This window comes from Gillisella taibaishanensis, assembly GCF_001938985.1.
GTDB lineage: Bacteria > Pseudomonadota > Alphaproteobacteria > Rhizobiales > Rhizobiaceae > Allorhizobium > Allorhizobium taibaishanense.
Window position 1 is genome coordinate 75,158 of the sequence record NZ_MKIN01000023.1, and the last position, 24,841, is coordinate 99,998.

Genomic DNA, 24,841 nt, shown 5'->3' on the forward strand with positions numbered 1-24,841 from the left:
CGCAAAATCCCCTTTGGAGTGCATCACATGACCATCGAGCTGTCTTCCCCCTCTCATCCGCCGCAACCTGCCCGTTACAACAGCGGCATGATCTGGCTGCATTGGGCAACGGCCCTGCTGGTTATGCTACTGTTTCTCAGCGCAGAGATCTGGGATTTCACGGAAAAGGGTAGCGCCTTGCGCAACGGCCTGAAGGCTTTGCACTACGGGGCCGGCATCACACTTCTTTGCGTGTTCGTTGCACGCCTTGCCTGGCGGCTAGCCAGTCTCGCATCCATCCCGCCCGAAGAACAGGGCTTGATGCGCCTCGCTGCCAAAGCTGCCCATGGTTTGCTTTATCTCGGACTCGCCGCCCAGATCTGCCTCGGCTTTCTCTGGCGCTGGTCGCAGGGCAAACCGGTCGATTTCTTCGGCCTGTTTGCCATTGCCGATCCGATCGGCGTTTCCCCGGACTACCGCCATCTGCTGGGCGAGATGCATTCCTTCATCGCCTGGACGATTATCGGCCTTGCTGCCGTCCATGCTCTCGCCGCGATCTATCATCACACCGTGCTGAAGGATGGCGTGTTGATGAAGATGATGCCCGGTCGGTAATTTTGTCAGACTGCATCCGCAACGGCGGCCTTGCGGCGGAGCATGCCGCTCGCCGCCAAAGTCGCTCCGCCGGTGATCAGCAGGCAGGCGGCCAGAAGTCGCGGACTTGGCTCACCGAAACCGAAGGCAAGCAGGATCAAGGTCGACAAAAGCGGCGCTGCATAGCTGGCGGCCCCGAGAATCTGGATATCGCCGTTCTTGACCCCATAATCCCAGGCATAGAACGCCGCGCCGACAGGCATAAGCCCAAGACCCAGAACCGCAATCCACTGGCTGGCGCTCTCAGGCCAGACGGTGGTCTCAAGCCCGAGATGACATAGCAGCGACAGAACAGCCGTCGCCGCGCAAAAACCCGTTACCACATCGGTCGAAACCGCATCGAACCGGCGGGTCGCCAGCGAATAGCTTGACCAGGTCAAGGCGCAGAGCAGCGCCGCGCCATAACCGAGCGCATAGGCCGGATCGAAGGACAGTCCGTTCTTGCCGATGATCAGCACCGTGCCGGCAAGACCAGCAACCGCTCCCAGCATGTGATACCAGCGCAGCCGCTCACCCGGCAGCAAGGCAGATCCGAAAACGATCAGCAATGGCCAGAGATAGGCAATCAAGCCGGCTTCGACGGCGGGTGCATTGCGCAGCGCCGTAAAATACAGGAAATGATAGCCGAACAGCCCTGCAATACCGATCAACCAGACCTTGGCCGGTTGCTTCAGCAGGGCAAGACGCTGCGGTCGCAGGATGAAGACGGCAATGCCGGGAAGGCTGCCAATGGCAAAGCAGATTGCCGAAAGCTGAAACGGCGGCATCGTGCCGGACGCCGCGGTAAACAGCGCCAGAAACGACCACATCAGAATGGCCGAAAAACCGATCAGCGTTGCACGAACCTTCATTACCCCTCGCCCCCTACAGCATCGTCCTTCGGCACCCCCCACGATGCTGCAACACTTTAAATAGGCTGCATAATTTTCTCAAATTGATTTCGATTTGAGATTTGCAGCAACAATTCAATCGTCAGGCACCAAACTTGGTTGCGGTGATCGACAGCGTACCTACCCGCGTCGGTACCCGCGCATAGACGGGCGCATAGAGGGTCATGGTGCCGGTCTTGGCAAACCAGATTTCCATGTCATTGGCGCTGCGCAAATATTCGATATCGCTGCGGCCCTTGTTGAAGCCGGATTTCGGCACGTAGCGGACAGAGCAGACGATTGCCTCACCCGAGACATTGCCAGCAGTAAACTTGCTTTTGCCCTTGGGCGACATCACCAGGTCGAGCCGGCTCTCGCCATCGAAAATCGGCAGGGTCTTGGAGCAAATCTTGCCGTCATCAGGCAGCGTCAAGCCGCCGACAGGATCAAGAACCGCGCGCAGGTCCGAAGGGCTGACGGGAATCCAGCGGTCTTTATTGCGGCTCGGCTCGGGGGTGATCGTCGTCGCCACGACATTGCCGCCGGAGTAGCGCACGTCATAGACGCGAGTGCGCTTGCCGCGCGTGTAGACGAGATTGTAACTGCTGGGCTGCAAATGCTTGTCGCCAGCCACCTGGCCGGTCACGGTGGTCTTGGCGTTTAGGCTGGTAAACACATCGGCAATCCCCGCCGACGTGATCGTGCCGTCGATCTTGTAGCCAGAGCCGTTGAGTTCGGTCACGAAGTTCGCCCGTGCCACGGAGAGCCCAAGGAGGCTGACGCGATATTCCACCTTATACGTTTCCCCGGCCAGCGCCGGCTGGAGGCCGAAGGTCGACATCGCGGCAATGAAAACCGGGGCGGCGAGCGAGAAGGACAGTTTGGGAATGAGATTGAAACGCATTGCGGCACCTTGGCTGGGAGATCTCGGGCTGCGAGGTCTGGATCACTTCATTTATGGTGTTCATTGTGGCAAGACCAGAGCCGGAGCATCGATAAATCCGCCCTTTTGCTAAGGTTTGGCTTGACGGGGCGGCTCCAGCTGACTATAGAACCGCAACTTTCCAATCAGACCGCGTTGGATTGCGCCCTGGGTGTTTGCCCGGATTGCTCTCCGATTGCCAAGAAGAATAGGTGCATCATGTCCCGCAGTTGCGAATTGACCGGCAAGGGCGTCCAGTCGGGTAATAATGTAAGCCACGCCAACAACAAGACCCGCCGCAAGTTCCTTCCGAACCTGTGCGACGTCACGCTGATTTCCGATGCCCTCGGCCAGCGCTACCGTCTGCGCGTGTCTGCCGCTGCTCTGCGTTCCGTCGAGCATCGCGGTGGCCTGGACGCTTTCCTGCTGAAGGCAAGCGAAACTGAACTGAGCATGCGCGCTCGTCTGCTGCGCCGCCAGATCGTCAAGAAGACCGCTACCGCCTGATTTAAAGGCTAAAGCGCTGACTTTAGGGAGGGCTTGAGCGGATTCCGCTCAAGCCTTTTCCTTTGCGTGATCGACGCGCCGGGAGTTTTCTCGGCGCTTTCAATTTCATTTGCGTTATGGTCGGTTGTCTTACAATCGTGCCGTAGCTGGTGGCATCTCCCAGGATAAAAAAATGCGTCTTACACGACACATCCTCATCTACAGCCTGCTCATGACCTTGGTCGTGGTCGCTTCCAATATTCTCGTGCAGTTTCCGCTGTCGGGAGAATTGGCTGGCGTGCAATTGGGCGATCTCCTGACCTATGGCGCCTTCACCTATCCAGTCGCCTTCCTGGTCACCGATCTCACCAACCGGCAGTTTGGCCCCTCGACGGCGCGCAAAGTGGTCTTCGTCGGCTTCCTGGTCGGCGTCGCCCTGTCATTTGCCACCAGCCAGCCGCGCATTGCCATCGCCTCCGGTAGCGCCTATCTGGTCGGTCAGTTGCTCGACATCAGCGTCTTCAACCGGCTGCGCCGGCAGAGCTGGTGGAAGGCGCCGCTGGTCGGCTCGCTGGTCGGCTCGGTGCTGGATACGGTGATCTTCTTTTCGGTCTCCTTCGCGCCCTTCTTCGTCTTCATTGGCGCAAACGATCCATTCGCCATCGGTGCGGCACCTCTGCTTGGCGCCTTTTCGCCGGAAATTCCCCGCTGGATCTCCTGGGCAATCGGCGATTTCAGCGTGAAGATGACTGTCGGTCTGGTGATGCTTCTGCCGTATGGCGCGCTGATGTCTTCGCTGAAGCCCTATCAAGCGACGAACGCCTGATAAGGCTCTGATCAAGGCAGCAGCCTAAATTCCAGCATCAGCGTCCGCTGCAGCAGGAAATGGTTGTCATCGGAGACCAGGATCACGCGCAGATCGCCGTCTCCCATGTCGATGACATCAAGCCCCTCCATATTGTCGATCTGGCTGGCCTGACTGGCCTCCAGCAGCACCTCACCATCGACGAGGGCGCCAGGCTTGATGGTCTCACCCTTGACCCTGACGATGCGCATGCCGAAGCCGCTTGGAAACTTAAACCGACGCTCCAGCAGCAACAGGTCACCATCCGGCAGCCATGCACCGTCGGTCACATCGAAATCGTCCTTACGGACCACTTTGAAGCCGCCCATCTGTGGGCCGTCGACGACGCCGGCATAAAGATTGCCGTCCTCATCAAGGCTTTCTTCGGTCACCGTCACGAGGCCGCCATCAAGAGGTCCGTCGGCCGGTGACGCCGTCAGCATTTCTAGACTGCGATTGCTACCGAGAACTTTCTTGGAAAATGGCAGCGGCAGGCTGCGTTCAGGCTTGGCCGTTTCAAATCCGTCAAGCGGATACTGATCGATCCGATGCCGCTCCTCGAAACCGACATAAATCTTGTCATCGCGGATCGCCAGACTCTCCGCGTCCATCATCCGCTTCGGGGTACGGCTATTGCCTTGCCGGTCCAGCATCGGAGAGAGCGAGACCTCCGCAAGCCCCGAAAGCCTCCCCTTATCGTCCCTGAGGATCGATCCCGAGATCCAATCGCCGGTGTCGAGGACTCCGATAAAATGCTTGCCATCAGGGCGAAAGCGGATCGAAGACCAGGCGCCGAACAGGCTGTTGGAGGAGGACAGGTCGAGGCCGCCGAGAAATTCCAGCTTTCCGAAAATTCTTTGGTCGGGATCGGAGGTGAACTGCTCAATCCGGCGGCTGACCACCGACGCAGGCTCAGAGACGGCGACGCCAGCCATCAGCACCAGAGCCGGCAGACACAAGCCCGAGGCGCGGAGCGCCCATCCAACGGATTTGAATCTTGTCGTCAACGGCAAGCCGACGCGCGCTCAGCCGGCGCGGCGGAAGGAACCGCCACGCGCAGCCTTGGCTGGCTTGTCCTCGAACAGACCCGCCAATTGTTCGGTCATGGCGCCTGCCAACTCGTCGGCATCGACGATGGTCACAGCCCGGCGGTAGTAGCGGGTAACGTCGTGGCCGATGCCGATCGCCAGCAGTTCGACCGGCGAGCGGGTCTCGATCTGCTCGATCACCGCCCGCAGATGCCGCTCCAGATAATTGCCAGGATTGACCGACAGCGTGGAATCGTCCACCGGCGCCCCATCGGAAATCATCATCATGATCTTGCGCTGCTCGCGCCGGGCCAGCAGCCGATTATGCGCCCAGATCAGTGCTTCGCCGTCGATATTTTCCTTCAGAAGACCTTCACGCATCATCAGGCCGAGATTGCGCCGCGCGCGACGCCAGGGGGCATCCGCCGATTTGTAGACGATGTGGCGCAGATCGTTGAGACGGCCGGGTGTCGGCGGCTTGCCACCGGCCAGCCATTGCTCACGGCTCTGTCCGCCCTTCCAGGCCTTGGTGGTAAAGCCAAGGATCTCGACCTTGACGCCGCAGCGTTCCAGCGTGCGGGCCAGAATGTCGGCGCAGGTAGCCGCAACCGTGATCGGGCGGCCGCGCATCGAGCCGGAATTGTCGATGACCAGCGTCACCACCGTATCGCGGAACTGGGTATCTTTTTCGCGCTTAAAGGATAGCGGCTGCATCGGATCGATGATCAGTCGGGTCAGGCGTGCCGGATCGAGATAGCCTTCTTCCAGGTCGAAATCCCAGGACCGGTTCTGCTGCGCCATCAAACGGCGCTGCAAACGGTTAGCCAAGCGCCCAACAGCACCCTGCAAATGCGAGAGCTGCTTATCAAGGAAGGCGCGCAGCCGGTCCAGTTCGGCCTCGTCGCATAGGTCTTCGGCCGAAATTTCCTCGTCGAAGGCCTCAGTGAAGACCTTGTAATCGACCTTCTCGTTGAAATCGTCGAAAGGACTGGCCGGCCGGCGCATTTCGCCGGGCGTTTCGCTGTCCTCGTCGCCTTCTTCCGCCATGTCGTCGTCGGAAATTTCGGCGCCGTCCATTTCGCCGTCGTCCATCTGCTCTTCGGCAGATTCGCTTTCATCGGCAGGCGCGCTTTCGGAGCCGGCTTCCTCCTCGGAATTCTCCTGCTCTTCCTCGCCGCTGCGCTGCTGGTCCTCTTCCGAGGTTTCTTCCTCTTCGCTCTGGTCCGGATCCTCGCCGAAGTCCTCAGCCATTTCCATCGACGACAGCATGTGACGCACGACGCGGGCAAAGGCCTGCTGGTCCTCGATCACATGGGCCAGATTGGAAAAATCGCCGCTTGCCTTTTCCTCGATGAAGGACCGCCACAGGTCCAGCACCTTGCCGGCGCTTTCCGGCGGCTTTTGCCCGGTCAAAGTCTCGCGCACCAGCATCGCCACGGCCTCGGCCAGCGGTGCATCCTCGCGGCGCTCGATGCCGGAGAAATTCGCCTTGGCGTATTTTTCCGAGGTCATCGACGTCAGATTGGCGGCAACACCGGTCATACGCAGCGCGCCGAGCGATTCCACTCGAGCCTGTTCGACGGCATCGAAGACCGAGCGAGCGTCCTGCCCATCCGGCGCCATCGCGGCATGGACTTTCTGGTCATGGCACGCGAGCCTCAGCGCCATGGAATCGCCCAGACCACGGGTGACAGCCAGTTCATGGGCGGTCGGCCGCTTGGAGATTTCCGGCAGGCGAATGCGCTCGCCGGCAATGCCCGGCCGGTCATTGGCAAAGGCCACCTCGACATTGGCATCGCCCGCAATCGAGCGGACGCAGCCGGTGATCGCCCGGCGCAACGGTTCGGTATCCACCGCCGTGCCGGATTTCGCCTGTGAATTGTCGCCGCGACCTGCCATGTTCCTTACGTCTCTTTTCAGGCGCCAAGTACGATATTGGCGGCGCTTTCCTTGAGTTCTATGCCGAAGGCGCGCTGATACTGTTCAGCCACCAGGGTCCGCTCCAGCTCATCGCACTTGTTGAGGAAGGTGACGCGGAAGGCAAAACCGACATCGCCAAAGATCTCGGCATTTTCAGCCCAGGTGATGACGGTACGCGGGCTCATCACCGTCGACAGATCGCCGTTGATGAAGGCAGACCGGGTCAGGTCGGCCAGCCGCACCATCTTGGCGACGTTGTCACGACCGCCTTCGGTCGCGGCAAAGCCCTTGACCTTGGCCAGAACGATGTCGACTTCCTTCTGGTGCGGCAGATAGTTCAGCGTCGTCACGATCGACCAGCGGTCCATCTGTGCCTGGTTGATCTGCTGGGTGCCGTGATAGAGGCCGGTCGTGTCACCGAGACCCACCGTGTTTGCGGTCGCAAACAGCCGGAAAGCGGGATGCGGGCGGATGACGCGGCTCTGGTCGAGCAGGGTCAGACGACCGGAGCTTTCCAGCACGCGCTGGATGACGAACATCACGTCCGGACGGCCGGCGTCGTATTCGTCAAACACCAGCGCGACATTGTGCTGATAGGCCCAGGGCAGGATGCCGTCCTTGAATTCGGTGATCTGCTTGCCGTCCTTCAGAACGATAGCGTCCTTGCCGACGAGGTCGATACGGCTGACATGACTGTCGAGGTTGACGCGCACGCAGGGCCAGTTCAGCCGGGCAGCGACCTGCTCGATATGGGTGGACTTACCCGTGCCGTGAAAACCGGACACCATAACGCGGCGGTTATGGGCAAAGCCGGCCAGAATGGCGAGCGTGGTTTCCCGGTCGAACAGATAGTCGGGGTCGAGATCCGGAACATAGGCATCGCCCTTGGAATAAGCCGGCACACGAATGTCGCTATCGATGCCGAACACCTCCCGGACGGAAACGGTCGTGTCGGGCAGGTTGGCGATATCTAGATCAATCTTGCTCATCATCTCTCCAAGCCGGGCGGCATCACCCGGCGCATACAATCAGGGTCGCACTCACTCTGCCCGTCCGGCAGTCATTATTCTGCGCATGTCTTTACCGCAAACCGCTAGGCACTTTTGCGCGACATGCTCTTGCAGCTTTGCGTAGGCAATCGGCCTGAGCAGACAGACCATGTCAACTCACGAAACCCGATTGCTTTAACAATTGATAGGCCTGAATGACAGCCCGAAAACGTTCTTCAGAGCCCCTGTCTCCGCCATTTGCATCCGGATGATGTTTTTTGACAAGCTCTTTGTAGCGGGTCTTGATGTCTTGCGGCGTTGCCGCCCCGGTCAAGCCCAGAGCATCGAAGGCTTTCGCCTCCAATGTCTTCAGCTTGCGCGCCTGCGGCTCAATCCGCGACCCATTGCCGCGCCCTTGGCTGACAAAGCCGAACGGATCCTTCATCCGCGCCTGCGATGCGGCAGAACCGGAACGCATAGTGGACTGGATCGGTGCGCCCTTGGCAGCCTTGTTGACGCCGACCGTCCAGGTTGGGCGATGGCCTGTGATCGCCTCCTTCTGGTAGCGGGCGATTTCGCTGTCGGAGAGACCGGAGAAGTAGTTGTAGCCCTTGTTGTATTCCTTCACATGCTCAAAGCAGAACAGGAAGAACTGGCCCTCGGCATTGCGGCCCACAGGGGCGCGATGCGCGCCGGGGCGCTCGCAGCCGTCCCATTGGCAGGTTGTGACAGGCGGCTCCGGCTCGGCGCTTTTCTTGCGGCGCGTGCGGATCTTGTCGAAATATTTTGAATCGAGTTTCATTGGCAAATTATGGGGCTTTCCCCCGCTCACAACAAGAATTGACAAATCACATTGTTATTGCCCTTTTGGAGGCTTTTCCGAAAACCACCCCAACCTAGCCAAAACGAGCCCGCCAAAACGGGCGCCACCAGAATGGGAACCAAGCCCGATGTCGCTTCGTGAAACGATCGAGCAGAAACTGACCGAGCATTTCCAGCCGGAGCGGCTTGCCGTCATCGACGAAAGCCATCACCATGCAGGACACCAGCCGGATATATCAGGCACCGGCGAAACCCATATGCGGGTGCGCATTGTCTCTGCAAGCTTTGTCGGCGTGACCAGGCTTGCCCGGCACCGGGCCGTCACCGACCTGCTGAAGCCAGAGCTCGACGCTGGCCTGCATGCGCTGGCGATCGAGCCCTCGGCGCCTGGCGAAGCGGTACGTTGGTAATCAGCGCTCCAGCTTTTCGCTGAGGAAGGACAGAACTTCGGAAGACGGAACATCGTCAGCCACGAAGGACTGGCCAACGCCATGGGTGAGGATGAAGGTCAGCTGGCCGCCCTTCACCTTCTTGTCCTGGGCGATGGCCTTCATCAGCTCTTCAGCCGGCGGCATATCGCCCTTGATGTCGCTGATACGGGTCGGCAGACCAACCTCTTTCAGGTGGCGCTCGACGCGCTTGGCATCGTCGGGGCTTGCCAGGTTGAGGCGCGCGGAAAACTCATGCGCCAGCACCATGCCGATGGACACGCCCTCGCCATGCACAAGCCGGCTGCTGTCGTAATGCGTCGCCGCCTCCAGTGCATGGCCGAAGGTGTGGCCGAGATTGAGCAGCGCCCGACGGCCGTTCTCCCGCTCGTCCGCCACGACCACATCGGCCTTGGCCTGGCAGGACAGCGCGATTGCCTCCGTCCGGGCCGGCCCGCCCGAAAAGACCTCGCGCCAATTGCGCTCCAGCCAGTCGAAGAATTCAGGCTTGTCGATCAGGCCATATTTGGCAACCTCGGCGTAGCCAGCGCGAAATTCGCGTTCGCTCAGCGTATTCAGCACCGCCGTATCGGCAAGCACCAGATCCGGCTGATTGAAGACGCCGACGAGGTTCTTGCCCTGCCGCGCATTAATACCGGTCTTGCCGCCAACCGAGCTGTCGACCTGCGACAGCAACGATGTCGGGATCTGCACGAAACGCACGCCGCGCCGCACGATGCCGGCGGCAAAGCCGGTCAGATCGCCGATCACCCCACCGCCCAGCGCAATCACGACGTCATTGCGCTCGATCCGGGCTTCCAGCAGCACGTCGCAGACCTTGGTCAGATGGTCGAAGCTCTTGGTCTTTTCGCCCGCTGGCAACGTCAGGGACACCGTATCGAAACCATCGGCCTCCAGACTGTCCATCAGCGGGCCGTGATAGAGTGCCCCGACATTCTCGTCGGTGATAATAGCCGCCTTGCGGCCCTTGATGCGGGTGGAGATCTCACCGCCAGCGCGGCCGATCAATCCGTCCCCAATCAGGATATCATAGGCGCGCTCGCCCAAGGGAACATGCACGAGGTGCTCGGAGGTCTGCTGGCTGCTCATCGATTGGTCCTGCCTTTGCTCAGATAGGCGATCACCGCGTGCATCACGTCGTCTGCGATGACCTCCTTGCGCACATCGCGCGAGGAAATGGTGATATCGGCCCGCTGGTAGATCGGATAGCGATCCTGCATCAGCTTTTCCAGCGTCTGTTTGGGATTTTCGGTCTTCAGCAGCGGACGGTTGTCTCGCTTGTTGACCCGCTCCCAGAGCACCTCGAGATCGGCTTTCAACCAGACGGAAACACCACCGCGCTCGATCTGCCTTCTGGTTCTGTCGTTGATGAAGGCGCCGCCGCCGGTCGATACCACCTTCGACCCCGAGCGCAGCAGCCGCCGGACGACCCTCGTCTCGAGCGCCCGAAATTCCGGTTCGCCATAAGCGGCAAACAGTTCTCCGATCGTCATGCGCGAGACGCGCTCGATCTCGGTATCGGTATCGACGAAGGGCATTCCGAGTTGCTGGGCGACGAGACGGCCAATGGCGGATTTTCCAGCCCCCATCAATCCGACGAAAACCAGATTTCGACGCCCGAGCGCCGAGCGTGCCTGCTCGGCAAGAGGAGAAACAGCATGGGGCATCGGTTAAGTCATCAGCCTTTTCGCAACAGTTGATCACCCTATTGACAAATGCCGCGGCCACGTCAAGCACTCGCCGCATTCCGCCTCCAGATTCACGAGATCGAATATCCCCGGATATCCGGCTAACAACCCGCGCCGCAGCCTTTGCCGCTTTGGCCACCGCAGGGCAGCATCGAAACCTGTTGCATCCCAACTTGAAACAGGGTCAGCTTGGGCCGATATACCGTGATCGAAGGCACTTGCTTTTGCCCGGCAGGAGACCGAACCATGCCCAGCCTGTTCCGCTTTCTCTTTATCCTCGCGAGTATCGCGGCGATGATCTATGCGGCCATGTGGGCACTGGTGATTTTCGTAGAGCCCAGCCAGCGCGAAATCTCCGCCACCGTGGCCACCATGCAGAACAAAGTGCCCCAACCGTAAAACCGGGCATGAGAGTTTGTCAGGCACAAGTGGAAACCGGTTTTCCCGAAAAGACAAACGAAAACAAAAGAACCTAGAGTCTGTTCGGTTCATCTGAACCTGACAGACCCTAGCAACAGACGAAAGATCGATAGCCATGGTTGATCTCGGCCGCGCCCGCATCGAGGCCTTCCTGGAAATGATGAGCGCAGAGCGTGGGGCGGCCGGTAATACGCTTGTGTCCTATGAGCGCGATCTTGACGATCTCTACACCTTTCTGACGGAGCGCAAGGTTTCGGTCATGAGCGTCAGCAGTGAGGATCTCTCCGCCTATCTGACCAATCTGGGCCAGCGCGGCTTTGAGCCCTCTTCTCAGGCGCGCCGACTGTCGGCGCTCAGGCAATTCTACAAATTCCTCTATGCAGAGGGGCTGCGCGAAGACGATCCGACCGCAATCCTCGACACCCCGAAAAAGGGCCGCCCCCTGCCCAAGACCCTGTCGATTGCCGATGTCGACAAGATGCTGGCGCTGGCGCAAGCAGAAGCTGCTCTTGAGGGTGCCGAGCGGCTGCAACGACTGCGGCGCCTGGCGCTGCTGGAACTGCTTTATGCCACCGGCATGCGCGTCAGCGAGCTCGTTTCCCTGCCCGCCAACGTTCTGGCACAGGAAGGGCGCTTCCTGGTCATCCGCGGCAAGGGCAACAAGGAGCGGCTGGTGCCGCTGTCACGCTCTGCGATATCGGCCATGCGCGCCTATGCCGAAGCAAAGGAGAGGGCGCAGGAACTGGCCGCAGCCGACAAGCAAAAGACGAAAGCGGCTGCCATCGGCTTTCTGTTTCCGGCGGCCAGCCGCGAGGGCCACCTGCCGCGCCAGGTTTTTGCCCGGGAATTGAAGGATCTGGCCATCAGGGCAGGTCTGGACGGCGATGCGGTCTCGCCGCACGTGCTCCGGCACGCCTTTGCCAGTCATTTGCTGGAAAATGGCGCAGATCTACGTGTTGTGCAGGAATTACTTGGACATAGCGACATTTCGACGACGCAAATCTACACCCATGTGCTCGAAGAAAGGCTGCAGATTCTGGTCGAAACGCATCACCCTCTTGCAAAACATAGGAAAAACCACGATTAGAAGCGCGGCCAAGCGATGTGCTAAGCCCGCCGGGTTGATAAGCACATCGCCAAAACGACAGGGATGCGATCAGCATTGTGACGGAGCGGCCAGCTCGCCCCAGTGCCGGAGATAAACGGCAGGATCGGGCAGGCAGCCAAGACAGGACGGTGACCGCGCAAGGCTTTGCGCTTGGCCCCGTGAGCAGGACAGAGTAACGGATCGGAACGGACCTGATGATCAACTATCTCGATTTCGAAAAGCCTATTTCCGACCTCGAAGGCAAGATTCACGAGTTGAAGAAGCTGAAGAGCGAGGACGAAAGCATCGACACCTCGGAAGAGATCTCGCGTCTGGAAGTTCGCGTTCGCGAGGCCATGGAAGAGATTTATTCCAAGCTCAACGCCTGGCAGAAGACCCAGGTGGCGCGCCATCCCCAGCGTCCGCATTTCGTCGATTACGCCTCGCGCCTGTTCACCGATTTCACGCCGCTGGCTGGCGACCGCAAATTTGCAGAAGACGCCGCCATCCAGGCAGGCCTCGCCCGTTTCCGCGGCCAGCCGGTGGCGATCATCGGCCAGGAAAAGGGCAGCGACACCAAATCGCGCCTCAAGCATAATTTTGGCAGCCCGCGTCCGGAAGGCTATCGCAAGGCCATTCGCGTCATGGAAATGGCCGATCGGTTCGGCCTGCCGGTCATTTCGCTGGTCGATACCGCCGGTGCCTATCCGGGCGTCGGCGCCGAAGAACGTGGCCAGGCGGAAGCCATCGCCCGCTCCACGGAAATGTGCCTCAATCTGAAGTCGCCGCTTATCTCAGTTGTTATCGGTGAAGGCGGCTCCGGCGGCGCTATTGCCATTGCGACCGGCAACCGCGTCTTCATGCTTGAACATGCGATCTATTCGGTGATCTCGCCGGAAGGTGCTGCGTCCATCCTCTGGCGCGACAGCACACGCGCCAAGGAAGCCGCCACCAACATGAAGATCACTGCCGAAGACCTGAAGGGTTTCGGTATCATCGACGATATCATCCCAGAACCGGTCGGCGGCGCCCATCGCAATCCCGAAACGGTCATCGACCGCGCTGGCGAGACCATTGCGGCGGCGTTGAAGGACATGTCCGGCCTTAGCGGGTTGGAACTGCGCAATCAGCGCCGGCAGAAATTCCTCGATATCGGCCGCAATCTCTAAGACAAATGGATTTAAGATGCCTGGCCACGGATTGATCCGTGCCAGGCACTCGCCCCAGAAAAGATCCAATCTGATCTTATGGCCGGATTGATATCGGCGTAGCTACCGTACCATTTACCATTCGTTGACATTTTGGTAACCATATTCAGGCAAGGATCGAGGCTGGATCGGCAGGCTTGGACTTGATATGGTCCTGTCGGAATGCGACCGACATTCTGCAATCCAGGGGTTGAGGATGCGCTCGCATATATCACCCCTATCCCCGTGCCGACGCCCCGCTATCAGACCCGGTTGAACTCGACAATGCGCATTCGAAATGCTTCCCTGCTGATCGTCACCGCCCTGGTCCTGGCCGGGTGCAACGACACATTGGACAGTGTCGGCGATAAAAAGCTGCCGAACAATGTGTCCAACAAGGTCGAGCAACCCTTGCCGCCCGAAATCCTTGCCTCGATGAAGGCGAAGGGCATGGAGCGCAATTCACCAATAGCCATTCGCATCTTCAAGGAAGAAGGCGTTTTGGAAATCTGGAAGGCGAAGACGGACGGCCGTTACGACAAAATCGCCGAATATCAGATCTGCGCCTGGTCCGGAAAGCTGGGTCCAAAGGAGAAGGAAGGCGACCGGCAGGCCCCCGAGGGTTTCTATGCCCTGACGCCGGCCAATCTCAACCCTTCTTCCAAATATTACCTGGCGATCAACACTGGCTTTCCAAACAAATACGATGCGGTCAACAACCGCTCCGGTACAAACCTGATGATCCACGGCGCCTGCTCATCGTCAGGTTGCTACTCGATGACCGATGCCCAGATTTTGGAAATCTACGCCTTCGCGCGCGACGCCTTCCGCGGCGGCCAGCAGACCGTACAATTGCAGGCCTTCCCCTTCCGCATGACCGCCGACAACATGGCACGTCATCGCTACAGCCCGCATATGCCTTTCTGGCAAATGCTCAAGGCCGGTTACGACCAGTTCGAAATCACCAAACAACCGCCGCAGGTAGGCGTCTGCGACAAGAAATATGTCTTCAATCAGCAGGTCGAGGGCGGCAAGGGCCTGAACCCGGCCGGCGCCTGTCCGCCGATGAGCACGCCGCCGCAGCTGGCAGCCACGCTTGCCTCCTATAACGCGGCATATAACCGCGACTATGCCAAGGCCATGAAAAAATACGAGGACAAGGTCTGGTACGATCCGACCGAGGCCGAACGCAAGGCACTGGTGGCCAATCTGAAGAAGGGCCATGACCTCGCTTTTGCCCCGACTGGTTCGGCGCTGAAGGCCGGCAAACTGCTAAAACTGTCCGAAGTGACCGATCCCACCAACCCGGTCCCCAAAGCTAAAAACATGTCGGAGCCGGTCTCCAGCGCCGAACCGCTGTTCGCATCGCTGGGCAGCACCGCAAAGACCGGGCGCAACGGCGAGCCAGGTCAGGCTCAGGCCCTAGACCAAGCATCTGGTCAAGGCTCAAATGCAGCAACGGCACCCAATGCCATCGATCCGACCCAGACCGCCACTGTTGCCCTGCCGGCAACCGGTCCTGTACCGATTGCCAATCCTTTTGCTCCGCCACCACAGGCGAGCATGATGGCCATGGATACACCGTCCGAGCCGGCGGCAAAGCCCTTCTGGAAATTCTGGGCCGCCCGGTGAAGGCCGAGCCGCTGGAAAGTCCGGATCAGAGCCTGGATCTACGCGGACTGAAATGCCCACTGCCGGTGCTAAAGACCCAGAAGCGATTGAGCAACATGCCCCCAGGTAGCCGGCTTATCGTTGAGACGACCGATCCGTTGGCGGCCATCGATATCCCGCATTTCTGCCATGAGAACAGGTACACGCTGATCGCGAGCCAGAAGACGGCGACAGGCCACCGCTTCGTCATTGCCAAGCCTGGCGACGTTCTGGAAGCCTAGAGCATCGCCCCGAAGATCGGAGTCAGCGCGATGCTCTGGCTTTTTGTTTTGGCATCGGATTTATCCGAAAACCGGTACCCAGTTTTCGGTCCGATCCTGTCGTTTCCTCGATTCAGAAGGACAGGCCGGGCACGCTCAGCGGATTGTTTTCCAGTGCCTGACGGTCAGGCCGGTCGATAGCGACCTTGCCGGTGAAGGCGTCGAAGAGGTCGCGCACATAGGCTTCATCCAACCCGTCAGTGATCATAACCAGCCTGCTGCGGCGGTCGGACGGATCGGGCCAGGCTGCCAGCCGATGCGGCGGATGAAAGATCGACTGGACACCATGGATAACGACAGGGCGCTCGGGATCGTCCTTCAGCCCAACGATTGCCTTCATCCGCAGCATTTTTTCGCCATGCGCCGAGCGCAACAAATCGATGAACATATGCAGCGCCGCCGGATCGACCGGTTCATCATGCAGGATCGAAAAGGACCGGATGCTCGCGCCATGCCGGGTCACATCATCGTGGTGATGATGGCTATGAGCGTGATCATGGTGGTGATGGCCATCATGGTCGTGGTCGTGGTCGTGCTCCTGGCCATGGTGATCATCATGGTGATGCGCATCGGCATGCGCTTCTTCCTGCAGCCAGCGCGCCACATCAGGCAGTTTGGTCGCGGGGTCGTAGAGCCCGTTGTTCAGAATCACGGCCTCGCCGGCATCAGCCGCTTCGGCGTCGACGATGGGCGCGCGTGGATTGAGGGCAGTGATCCGGCCCTTCAGCGCAGTGATCGCGGTTGGATCGGAAAGGCTGGCTTTGGTCAGCACTAGCCGGTCGGCCACGGCAACCTGCCGCACGGCCTCGCTATAGCTGTCGAGGGTCGCATTGCCGTTGACCGCGTCGACCACGGTCACCAGACCCTCCAGCTGGAAGGACTGCGACAGAACAGGGTGGCCAAGCACGGATTGCATGACAGGCGCCGGATCGGCAAGACCGGTGGTCTCGATCACCACGCGTGATAGGGCCTTGATCCGGCCGGTCTGCAAGGCGTCTACCAGTTCGGCCAGCGTATCGACGAGTTCGCCACGCACCGTGCAGCACAGGCAGCCGTCGGACAGCTGGACGATCGAATCGCCCGATGCTTCCACCAGGAGATGATCGATGCCGACTTCACCGAATTCGTTGATGATGACGGCGGCATCACGCATCGCCGGATCTTTCAGCAACCGGTTGAGCAGCGTCGATTTTCCTGCACCGAGAAAACCGGTCAGGATCGATACGGGAATACGGTCGGCAAGAGCGGCCATGGCAGAGCCTCGATTATAATTGCGGGCGCGGCACAGGGCGCGGAACGTCACCCTTCTGCTGCTTGGCGGTTGCAGGCGGATCTGGCGGCTCGCTGCCTGGGATGATGCCGGCAAACACAGGCACAGGCGGCGCGGTCAGTTCGTGGATATAGGGCGATTGCAGCTTCATGCGGCCGGTTTCGTCCCTCGTCTCGCTGCGCCGCTTATGCGCCTCGGTGGAACACATCTGCGCCGAGACATCGTTGACTGCGTTCAAGCCGTCGACACTGTCAGGGCCAAGTGCCGAAAGGCGCTGCCCCTGGGCCTCGGGATGATCGAAATATTTCTGCAAGAGATTGGCGGAAATGTCGGCGCGGGCCGCCAGACTGTCAGCGCCCATCACAATGGAAATCAGCGTCCGACCATTGCGCGTCGCTGACGTGATCTGGTTGAAACCGGAGGCGCAGATATAGCCGGTCTTCATGCCGTCGGCGCCATCGAACCGGCCGACCAGCATGTTGACATTGGGGTAGATCTTCTTGCCGGTATCGATCGCTTCGATCTTGAAATAACCGGCATATTCAGGGAATTCCCGGCGAATGGTGACGGCGAGAACCGCAAGATCGCGCGCGGTGGTATATTGGCCAGGGGCCGGCAAGCCGTTCGGATTGACGAAATGACTTGATGTCATGCCAAGGCGAGCGGCCTCGGCATTCATCCGGGCAACGAAAGCTGCCTGGCTACCGCCGACATTTTCGGCCACCGCCATGGCGATGTCATTGGCGGATTTGACCAGCATCATCTTCAAGGCATCATCAAGGGTCATCTTCGCCCCTGGCTTGAAGAACATCTTGCTGGGCGCCTGGGATGCCGCAAGCGGGGTCAGCGTCACCACGCTATCCAGCCGCACTTCGCCGGCCCTCAGCGCCCGAAATGTCGTGTAAGCGGTCATCAGCTTGGTCAGCGAGGCCGGATACCATTTCTTGAACGTGTCCTGATGCTCGAGCACCGTCAGCGAATTCACATCCACCACCAGTATTGGATTAGCGGCCGCAGCCGAGGGCAGCAGGGCGGCAAGCAAGGCAAAGCGAACGATAGCGCGCCGGATAGGGCTGGACAGCACGGGCAATGATTTCTCCTTCCGGAAACTGGACCGGCAGCCCGCAATGTCTCTCGCATCGGGCAACCATATGTCCTATATGTCGAACCAATGACAAAGCCCGTTCGCAACGTCAATTGCATCAGGGCGAGAAATGAGCCGGACACGCCCGGTTCAAACGCATGTGATCAGGAAAAACGATGCCCATCTTGAACCGCGCCGCAGAACTGGAAGCCGATGTCCGGCAATGGCGCCATCATCTGCACCAGACCCCCGAGATCCTTTATGATGTTCACGAGACGGCAGCCTTTGTCGCAGAAAAATTGCGGGAATTCGGCGTCGACGAAGTGGTAACAGGCCTCGGTCGTACCGGCGTCGTGGGGCTGATCAAGGGACAGGGCGATGGCAGCCGGGTCATCGGGCTTCGCGCGGACATGGATGCCCTGCCGCTCCAGGAAATCACCGGCAAACCCTGGGCCTCCAAGACCGATGGCCGCATGCATGCCTGCGGTCATGACGGCCATACCGCCATGCTGCTGGGTGCTGCGAAATATCTTGCGGAAACACGCAATTTCAGCGGCTCGATCGCTGTCATCTTCCAGCCCGCTGAAGAAGGCGGTGCCGGCGCACTCGCCATGGTCGAGGACGGCTTGATGGAGCGCTTCGACATTGCCGAAGTCTATGGCATGCATAATATGCCAGGCATGCCGGTCGGCACGTTCGCGATCCGCAAGGGCGGGATCATGGCAGCCCCCGACAAGTTCTTCATCACCATTAAAGGCCGGGGCGGCCATGCCGCCGAACCGCACCGGGCCATCGACCCGATTGCGATTGGGGCCGAAATCGTGACCAATCTGCAGCTGATCGCCGCCCGCAATGTCAACCCGGTACGCTCTCTCGTCGTCTCGGTCACACGGTTCCAGGCCGGAACGACCCACAATATCATTCCGGAAACGGCTGAGTTGACCGGCACGGTGCGCACCCATGACGACGAGACCCAGGAGATGGCAGAGCGCCGCATCCGCGAGATCGTCGCCGGCATTGCCAGCGCCCACGGCGCCGAGGCAGACGTCATCTATGAAAAACCCTGCCCGGTGACATCGAACCATCCGCGCGAAACCGACAACGCGGCCCGCGCTGCGATGGATATCGTCGGCGAAGCTAATGTGAATGCCGATGTTGACCCATCCATGGCCGGTGAGGATTTCGCGTTCATGCTGAAGGCGCGTCCCGGCGCCTATATCATGATCGGCAATGGCGCCACCGCCGGCCTGCACAATCCGGCCTACGACTTCAACGACGAAGCGATTGCCTACGGCATATCCTACTGGGTGCGGCTCGCCGAACAGCGGCTGGCAGATCAATCGACACAATGAAAAAGGCTTGGCTTCACCAGTTGCTTTTTGTATGGAAGGGATAGTGGTTCCGTAGCTCAGCAGGATAGAGCATCAGATTCCTAATCTGAGGGTCACGCGTTCGAATCGCGTCGGAATCACCATTTTTAAGCCATCAGCAAAATATTCGCGATTTTGCAGCGGTGCCGCCATATTTTCACAAGCTTTTTGGAATTAGGAACTATCGTTGAGCGACGGGCGTAATGCGCGCCCCTGCCGAGTTGAAGACATGATGCTTCAGAGCGGTCGTTGGACGTCGGAGTGGACAGGTGAGCGTGAGAACTGTGAAGAACGATAGCGTCGTACCGAGTTCCCCTGTCCCCGTGCGCCGCACAGCCGCCGAGCGCAATGCGCTGGTTGCACCCACCTCAGCTGCCCGCTGGCTGCTGCTGGCAGTGCTGATGGCAAGTGCCTATTTCTTCTACGGATTCATCGTGCCGATGCTGGCCGCCATGGTTATCGGCTTTGCCAGCTGGCCAATCTATCGCCGTATCCTGGTCGCTGCCCACGGCAACCGTACGATCGGTGCTACGATTGCCATCATTCTCGTCGTTTCCTTCATCGTCATTCCAATTTCCCTGGCTGGCGTCTATGCCGTTGATGAAGTGAAGAGCTGGGGCGTTTGGGCCCTCAAGGCCAATGAAGTCGGCGCCCCCGTGCCACCATGGCTGATGCAGGTGCCACTGGCCGGCTCCTGGCTCTCGGAGCATTGGGACCAATATGTCGGCCATCCAGGCGCGCTGGGAGAACTGGTACAGCTAATCAGCGGCGCCAATATCGGCACGATCTATCGCGGTTTGCTCGTCGTCGGCTCTTCAGCCTTTCATAGCATCCTGACACTGCTATTCATGCTGATCGCTTTGTTCTTCGTCTATCGCGACGGCGAGCGCATCGTCGAGCAGGTCGATGTGGTCGGAGACCGTATCCTGCCTGGCCGTTGGCAAAGGGTGTCGCGGCTGGTACCGCTGACCATCAGCTCCACGGTGACCGGCATGAGTATCATTGCCGTCGGTGAAGGCATCGTGCTTGGCTTTGCCTATTGGATTGCCGGCGTGCCCTCACCGGTCACGCTCGGCATCATCACCGGTTTCATGGCGCTGATCCCAGGCGGTGCACCGCTCTCCTTTACCCTTGTCTCTATCTATCTTGTCGCCAGTGGCTCGATGTTCAGCGGCCTAGGGCTTCTGGCTTGGGGCACGGTCGAGCTTTTCATAGTCGACAAGACGCTGCGGCCGAGGCTGGTGGGTGGGCCGATCAAGCTACCGTTCCTGCCGACCTTCTTTGGCCTGATTGGCGGCGTGAAGACCATGGGCATGCTCGGCCTGTTCGTCGGCCCAGTGCTGATGGCCATTCTGGTGGCGATTTGGCGGGAATGGATCCACGAAGCCAGAGAGCCAAGCTGATCGTGTCGAGGCAGCCTCTGAGGCTGCCTTATGCAGCCACACAGGTTCGGTGCATGTTGTCGGCGGTTCAGTTGATGTAGCCTAGTCGGATAGCCTTGGCGATTGCCTGGATGCGGTTGACCGAATCGAGCTTGATCGTCGCGGAGCCGAGATAGGCATTGACGGTATGGACCGACAGTCCAAGATTATCAGCGATCTCTTCGCTGATCCTGCCATCACCGGCCAGTTGCAGACAGGCAATTTCCCGGTCGCTCAAAGCTTCCGACGGCGCCACCTTGCGCTCGCTCAGCGACAGGATATCCATCATCAGCTTGCAGCTGCGGTTATGCATGTCGATCATCACGTCGCTATCGATGTCCTCAGACCCATTTAGCGCAAAAATCACATAGCCATTACCGACAGCTCCGAGCCGAACCGGAAAGGCAACGCCAGCAAAAGGCAGAGTACCGGGCGGCAGTCGCGTGATGAACGCGCCGAATTCGCTGCTCATGCAGCACACGGCATTGTCCTTGGCATTCCACATCAACGGCAACAAAAGATCATCAATGTGGCTTAGCAGCAGGTCGCCGTAGCAGGAGACAAAGGCCTCCGACGAGCTGCCGATCGCGCCATTGGCCGCCCAGCTCTCGCATTCGCATTGCAGCATGCGCTTGCGCGGCAAGCCGGAACCCGTCACCCGGAACACCGCGAAACTTCGGGCATTGATAGCCTTCTGCATGGCGATCAGCCGAGGAAAGATTTCGCCCCGGTTGACCGTCAGTCTGGCTTTCAGGTCGGCTGCGGCCGTCCTACCGCTTGACATGTCTGCATTGAAAGCCATCAGCCGCCTCTTACACCAAATTGTTGCGAACCGCGTAGGCGATCGCCTCGGAGCGGGTTTTCGTCGCCGTCTTGCGCATCACGCTGGTGATGTAGTTGTTGATCGTATTGCGGGAAATACCGAGGATCGTCGCGATTTCGTCGCTGGTCTTGCCTTCGGCGATCCAGAACAGACATTCGAGTTCGCGCTCAGTCAGTTCGAAATCGCGATCCGCCTTCTGCGAGCGGCCGGCGGACAAGCTGACGCAATAGGCCGCCAGAAGTCCAACATCGCGCAGTCGATCCGGCGAAATCACGAATCCGTCAGGGAGCAACATGACCAGCGCCAGGCGCGTGCGCCCGACATTGAACATGACAGAGCAATATTGGCGACTGGCGCCGGATGGCAGTTCAAGCTCTTCGGGCAGAAGCACGAATTTCGCTTGCAGCAGACCCAGGCATTTTTCCAGCTCGGTCGCCCGCGAGCAGGCGCCGGAGAGCTCCGTGGCAACGCCACGAGCAAGATCGAAGGGCCAATCGGCCGTTACAACGAAATCGAGTCCGTTTTCTTGGATAAGGTCGTAGCGCGCCAGAAGGTAGTGCGACGCACCGGCATATTCGGTGAGAATATGCATCGCAGTCGCAAGCTTTCCGGAAGAGGCGGCAGAGGACAATTGCCGGATCATCGCATCGCGCAATCGCGGCCCTTCCGGCCTGCTTGCCGTCTTCAGGCTGCGGATCCCTTGATAGCCGCCAGGCTCAAGGAGTTCGACACTCATAGGCTCCCCTTTCAAGGGACGAAACGGCCACCTCGCTGTATGCTTGGCCACGGAAGCCGCCCATTCCGTGGTTACACTCGTCATCCGGATCACGCCGAATCACCATGAGTTTATTCTATGTAAATATGATCCAAAGGCTACGGGGTTTAGCACGGAAGCTGTGGCTAATCGGCACCATACAAAAGAAGCTGCGCCGTCCAGGGACGGCGCAGCTTGCTTAGGGTTGTAAGGCAATGGATCACGCCGCGTTTTCGACTGCCCATTTGCGAAGGATCTTGGCGGCACGCTCTTCTGAGATTTCCACCATCCGCGCCAGGCGCCGTTCCGGCCCTTCCTTGACGCGACGGTTGAAGCCGCCATTCGGATCGTTATCGAGAGCCAGAACATCGTCAGCGCTGTCGAAGCCGAAGTCGGAGCCGAAGCCATCCATTAGGCCACCACCACCGGCACCGGCATCAAGGCCAGGCGAGAAGTCGGGCAGTTCGAGACCGGCCACCGCGTCGCTGCCGCCTTCAAGCGCAGCAGCACCGCTGCCACCGCCCATAGAGCGAACCATCGGACGAATGCCCATCCAGACAACCAGGAAGGCAACAGCCAGGAAGGCGAGCGAGTTGATGATGCCAGCCATATTGCGGCTGAGGATCTCAAACACGCCAGGACCGGTCGGTGCTTCGCTGAGCAGCTGGTTTTCAAGGAAGTCCATGGCCGTCAACGTCACGACATCGCCCCTGATATCGTCGAGGCCAGCTGCGGATTTCACGATCTTCTGCATTTCGGCAAGATAGGCATCGATCTTAGCCTGATCGACCGGTTCGCCGACCATGGTAGCGACCCGCTGCTTGTTGACCACAACAGCAACCGACAGCTTTTCGAGCTTATAGCCACTCTTGACGGTCGCAATGGTCTTGCTGTTGATCTCGTAGTTGGTCTGCTCTTCTTTTTTGTCCTGCTGGTCGGACGACTCAGGACCAGCTCCGCCGGACTGTGGCGCCGCCTGGGGAATATTCTGTTCTACGGTCGCTGCCGTGTCGGACTGGCGCTGCTGCGATTTCTGCGCTTCCTTGGTCGTGCGGGTCGAGCGCTCAACCTTAGAGTCGGGATCGTAGACCGTTTCCTGAATCTGCTGCTGGTCGGTGTTCAACTGCGCCGTGACGCTGGAGCGGAAATTGTCCATGCCGAGGAAAGGCGCCAGCGCCTTGTCGATATTGGATTCGATTTCCTGCTGGACCGACTGGGCAACGCCCAGATTGCGGTTAGCCACACCGCCCGTTTCATCACCGGATGCCAAGAGCTGGCCGGTCGAATCGAGAATGGTAACATCGTCGACTTCCAGGCCAGGAACCGCCGACGCAACCAGGTGGCGGATCGAGGATGCGGATTTGCGTCCAGTCTCGTTGCTTGCCCGGATCATTACCGAGGCCGACGGCTTCTGCGCGCCGCGGCGGAAATTGCCGACGTCAGGCATGACGATGTGGACACGCGCGGCAGCAATGCCGTTGATCTGTTGGATCGTGCGAGCGATTTCGCCTTCAAGCGCGCGGACCCGGGTCACTTCCTGCATGAAGGACGTCAAACCGAGGGAGCCGACATTGTCAAAGAGTTCATAGCCAGCATTGGTGCTATTCGGCAGGCCGCGCTCGGCCAGCAACAGCCGTGCCTTGCCGGTCATCCCGGCCTGGACCTGGATGCTTTTGCCATCGGTGCCGGTCTGGAACTGAACTCCAGCCTCTGCCAGTGCTATGCTGATCTGATTGACGTCTGTCGCCTCAAGGCCGACATACAGCGTTTCATAAGCAGGTTTGTTTACGAAAAATGCCGCGCCGATGACGAGCGCCACCGAGAGAACGCCGACACCGGCGAGCGTCCATAGCTTGGTTGGTCCCAAGGACGAAAGGTTCTTGAAGACCTGGAGTAGTTGATTGAACAGATTCATTCTGTCTCGCACCGTCAAAACTGAGGTTACGGCTTTTGGCCTGCGGCGACTCTAGGTCGCGAAGCTTGTGCGAGCGTTTCCTTTAGCAATGGCTGGAAAGGTCCAGCCACATAGGATGTAAAGCAAGATAAAACAGATATTTAAAGCCGTATTAACGCAGATGCATGCCTTGGAAGCATGGCGGTCTCAGCCAGGATTCCCGCGTTCTTGCCGCCTCGTCGCCCGAGATTCCAGGATGATTGCCGTCAAGTCCTGGTCCTGAAAACGAAGATCGCCCCGAATCGGAGCGATCGAATGCGCTGATGGCAATTTGTGATCCATCAGAAAAAATCGAAGTCTCCAGCAGCCTTGCTGAGCGGCTGTGAATGTCCGTGGCGAAGACCATCGCCCAACGCCTTCTGCATCTCGGCAAGCTTGACCAGACTGAGCGCGGTGGTCATGTCCACCTTCCAATCGTTGGAAACATCGGCCGTGATCGTGTCGATGAATTCAGCAAGCCCCCGGGATTTCTGAACGGCCAGATCGATGCCTTGCAGAACCTTCAACGTTTCAGGCGATTCCATCGCCTTATCGCCGCCGAGTTCCAGCAACTGCGGCTCGACGCGCTCAATAAGGTAGGCGACATCGTGAAGTTCAGTCACAACACGCATCAGAATTTCAGGCAGTGATTCTTCCACGCTCGTGGCCTCCAATACAGACTCAGTCTTGCGGCATTTTTCTCCCGGAGTTCATCGTAGCAATTACTCCGATACACTCCATGTCATTCTCTTTATTGTAGTTCGTACATACCCTATTCTGATGAACGTCAATTTCCAGTAAACCGAGAGCCAGAAGAAGAACATCACCTGTAGTTGAGCAGTCTTTTCATGGCAGCCTTGTCCGAAAACGTCGAACTGGCGACTACCCAACTTATACGCAACGAGCACAAA

Annotated in this window: 25 protein-coding genes and 1 tRNA gene; 12 read left to right on the plus strand and 14 right to left on the minus strand. The window is 59.2% G+C overall.

The window, feature by feature from the left end; translation table 11 throughout:
* The first annotated feature begins 27 nt into the window (after nt 1-27).
* Nucleotides 28-594: a cytochrome b gene (locus tag BJF91_RS17205; protein ID WP_075615776.1), complete on the plus strand. Its 567-nt coding sequence runs from the start codon at nt 28-30 to the stop codon at nt 592-594.
* Nucleotides 595-599: 5 nt separating this feature from the next.
* Here the strand turns inward: BJF91_RS17205 and yddG are convergent, their stop codons facing one another.
* Both yddG and BJF91_RS17215 read right to left on the minus strand, forming a co-directional pair.
* The gene (yddG, locus tag BJF91_RS17210) at nt 600-1,484 is read right to left on the minus strand and encodes an aromatic amino acid exporter YddG (protein ID WP_075615777.1); all 885 of its coding nucleotides are present in this window, start codon (nt 1,482-1,484) and stop codon (nt 600-602) included.
* Between the two features lie 121 nt (nt 1,485-1,605).
* Complete coding sequence (locus BJF91_RS17215; RefSeq protein WP_083943369.1) at nt 1,606-2,406, minus strand: DUF3108 domain-containing protein; 801 nt, start codon at nt 2,404-2,406, stop codon at nt 1,606-1,608.
* A 237-nt stretch (nt 2,407-2,643) separates the two neighbouring features.
* Here BJF91_RS17215 and rpmB point away from each other — a divergent pair, with 237 nt between their 5' ends.
* Entirely contained in the window at nt 2,644-2,931 is a 288-nt protein-coding gene (gene rpmB / locus BJF91_RS17220; protein WP_075615778.1) for a 50S ribosomal protein L28, read from the plus strand.
* 172 nt (nt 2,932-3,103) lie between these two features.
* Nucleotides 3,104-3,736: a VUT family protein gene (locus BJF91_RS17225; RefSeq protein WP_075615779.1), complete on the plus strand. Its 633-nt coding sequence runs from the start codon at nt 3,104-3,106 to the stop codon at nt 3,734-3,736.
* Nucleotides 3,737-3,747: 11 nt separating this feature from the next.
* On the opposite strand, the gene BJF91_RS17230 is transcribed toward BJF91_RS17225, so the two are convergent.
* The 4 genes from BJF91_RS17230 to BJF91_RS17245 all read right to left on the minus strand — a co-directional run bounded on the left by BJF91_RS17230 (nt 3,748) and on the right by BJF91_RS17245 (nt 8,493).
* Nucleotides 3,748-4,689, minus strand: coding sequence for an esterase-like activity of phytase family protein (locus tag BJF91_RS17230; RefSeq protein ID WP_075616067.1), 942 nt, complete (start codon nt 4,687-4,689; stop codon nt 3,748-3,750).
* 90 nt (nt 4,690-4,779) lie between these two features.
* A complete protein-coding gene (gene cobT, locus BJF91_RS17235) occupies nt 4,780-6,681 on the minus strand; it encodes a cobaltochelatase subunit CobT (protein ID WP_075615780.1) in 1,902 nt (633 codons plus the stop codon).
* Nucleotides 6,682-6,698: 17 nt separating this feature from the next.
* The gene (cobS, locus tag BJF91_RS17240; RefSeq protein WP_075615781.1) at nt 6,699-7,691 is read right to left on the minus strand and encodes a cobaltochelatase subunit CobS; all 993 of its coding nucleotides are present in this window, start codon (nt 7,689-7,691) and stop codon (nt 6,699-6,701) included.
* Between the two features lie 172 nt (nt 7,692-7,863).
* Entirely contained in the window at nt 7,864-8,493 is a 630-nt protein-coding gene (locus BJF91_RS17245) for a J domain-containing protein (RefSeq protein WP_075615782.1), read from the minus strand.
* 148 nt (nt 8,494-8,641) lie between these two features.
* Between BJF91_RS17245 and BJF91_RS17250 the strand changes: the two genes are divergently transcribed.
* Nucleotides 8,642-8,923: a BolA family protein gene (locus tag BJF91_RS17250; RefSeq protein WP_075615783.1), complete on the plus strand. Its 282-nt coding sequence runs from the start codon at nt 8,642-8,644 to the stop codon at nt 8,921-8,923.
* Here BJF91_RS17250 and aroB read toward each other — a convergent pair whose 3' ends face one another.
* A complete protein-coding gene (gene aroB / locus BJF91_RS17255) occupies nt 8,924-10,051 on the minus strand; it encodes a 3-dehydroquinate synthase (protein ID WP_075615784.1) in 1,128 nt (375 codons plus the stop codon).
* Nucleotides 10,048-10,629 (minus strand): shikimate kinase, encoded by a 582-nt coding sequence (locus BJF91_RS17260; protein WP_075615785.1) that lies wholly within the window; start codon nt 10,627-10,629, stop codon nt 10,048-10,050. The genes aroB and BJF91_RS17260 overlap by 4 nt, the downstream gene beginning before the upstream one ends.
* A gap of 267 nt (nt 10,630-10,896) precedes the next feature.
* On the opposite strand from BJF91_RS17260, the gene BJF91_RS25045 reads away from it, so the two are divergent.
* The 5 genes from BJF91_RS25045 (at nt 10,897) to BJF91_RS17280 (ending at nt 15,236) form a co-directional block, all read left to right on the plus strand.
* On the plus strand, nt 10,897-11,049 hold the full coding sequence (locus tag BJF91_RS25045) for a hypothetical protein (RefSeq protein WP_162843882.1): 153 nt from the start codon (nt 10,897-10,899) through the stop codon (nt 11,047-11,049).
* Between the two features lie 136 nt (nt 11,050-11,185).
* Nucleotides 11,186-12,157, plus strand: a complete 972-nt coding sequence (gene xerD / locus BJF91_RS17265; RefSeq protein WP_075615786.1) for a site-specific tyrosine recombinase XerD — start codon at nt 11,186-11,188, stop codon at nt 12,155-12,157.
* Nucleotides 12,158-12,372: 215 nt separating this feature from the next.
* Nucleotides 12,373-13,326, plus strand: a complete 954-nt coding sequence (locus BJF91_RS17270) for an acetyl-CoA carboxylase carboxyltransferase subunit alpha (protein WP_075615787.1) — start codon at nt 12,373-12,375, stop codon at nt 13,324-13,326.
* A gap of 303 nt (nt 13,327-13,629) precedes the next feature.
* The gene (locus tag BJF91_RS17275; protein ID WP_075615788.1) at nt 13,630-14,976 is read left to right on the plus strand and encodes a L,D-transpeptidase family protein; all 1,347 of its coding nucleotides are present in this window, start codon (nt 13,630-13,632) and stop codon (nt 14,974-14,976) included.
* The gene (locus BJF91_RS17280) at nt 14,973-15,236 is read left to right on the plus strand and encodes a sulfurtransferase TusA family protein (protein ID WP_234801659.1); all 264 of its coding nucleotides are present in this window, start codon (nt 14,973-14,975) and stop codon (nt 15,234-15,236) included. Before BJF91_RS17275 ends, BJF91_RS17280 begins: the two co-directional genes overlap by 4 nt.
* 112 nt (nt 15,237-15,348) lie before the next feature.
* Here BJF91_RS17280 and BJF91_RS17285 read toward each other — a convergent pair whose 3' ends face one another.
* Together BJF91_RS17285 and BJF91_RS17290 are read right to left on the minus strand one after the other, a co-directional pair.
* A complete protein-coding gene (locus BJF91_RS17285) occupies nt 15,349-16,527 on the minus strand; it encodes a CobW family GTP-binding protein (protein WP_075615789.1) in 1,179 nt (392 codons plus the stop codon).
* Nucleotides 16,528-16,540: 13 nt separating this feature from the next.
* Entirely contained in the window at nt 16,541-17,629 is a 1,089-nt protein-coding gene (locus tag BJF91_RS17290) for a D-alanyl-D-alanine carboxypeptidase family protein (RefSeq protein ID WP_075616069.1), read from the minus strand.
* Between the two features lie 176 nt (nt 17,630-17,805).
* Here BJF91_RS17290 and BJF91_RS17295 point away from each other — a divergent pair, with 176 nt between their 5' ends.
* The 3 genes from BJF91_RS17295 (at nt 17,806) to BJF91_RS17305 (ending at nt 20,402) form a co-directional block, all read left to right on the plus strand.
* The gene (locus BJF91_RS17295) at nt 17,806-18,981 is read left to right on the plus strand and encodes a M20 aminoacylase family protein (protein ID WP_075615790.1); all 1,176 of its coding nucleotides are present in this window, start codon (nt 17,806-17,808) and stop codon (nt 18,979-18,981) included.
* Nucleotides 18,982-19,026: 45 nt separating this feature from the next.
* A tRNA-Arg gene (locus BJF91_RS17300) sits at nt 19,027-19,103 on the plus strand.
* A 180-nt stretch (nt 19,104-19,283) separates the two neighbouring features.
* Nucleotides 19,284-20,402: an AI-2E family transporter gene (locus tag BJF91_RS17305; protein ID WP_267890170.1), complete on the plus strand. Its 1,119-nt coding sequence runs from the start codon at nt 19,284-19,286 to the stop codon at nt 20,400-20,402.
* A 67-nt stretch (nt 20,403-20,469) separates the two neighbouring features.
* Here BJF91_RS17305 and visR read toward each other — a convergent pair whose 3' ends face one another.
* The 4 genes from visR to cheT form a co-directional block, all read right to left on the minus strand.
* Nucleotides 20,470-21,222 carry a transcriptional regulator VisR gene (gene visR / locus BJF91_RS17310; RefSeq protein WP_075615791.1) on the minus strand — a complete coding sequence of 251 codons (753 nt, stop codon included), beginning with the start codon at nt 21,220-21,222 and terminating at the stop codon, nt 20,470-20,472.
* A gap of 10 nt (nt 21,223-21,232) precedes the next feature.
* On the minus strand, nt 21,233-21,886 hold the full coding sequence (gene visN, locus BJF91_RS17315) for a transcriptional regulator VisN (RefSeq protein ID WP_234801666.1): 654 nt from the start codon (nt 21,884-21,886) through the stop codon (nt 21,233-21,235).
* 331 nt (nt 21,887-22,217) lie between these two features.
* Nucleotides 22,218-23,912 carry a flagellar basal-body MS-ring/collar protein FliF gene (gene fliF, locus BJF91_RS17320; RefSeq protein WP_075615793.1) on the minus strand — a complete coding sequence of 565 codons (1,695 nt, stop codon included), beginning with the start codon at nt 23,910-23,912 and terminating at the stop codon, nt 22,218-22,220.
* Nucleotides 23,913-24,232: 320 nt separating this feature from the next.
* Nucleotides 24,233-24,604 (minus strand): chemotaxis protein CheT, encoded by a 372-nt coding sequence (gene cheT / locus BJF91_RS17325; protein WP_456061815.1) that lies wholly within the window; start codon nt 24,602-24,604, stop codon nt 24,233-24,235.
* Between the last annotated feature and the right edge of the window lie 237 nt (nt 24,605-24,841).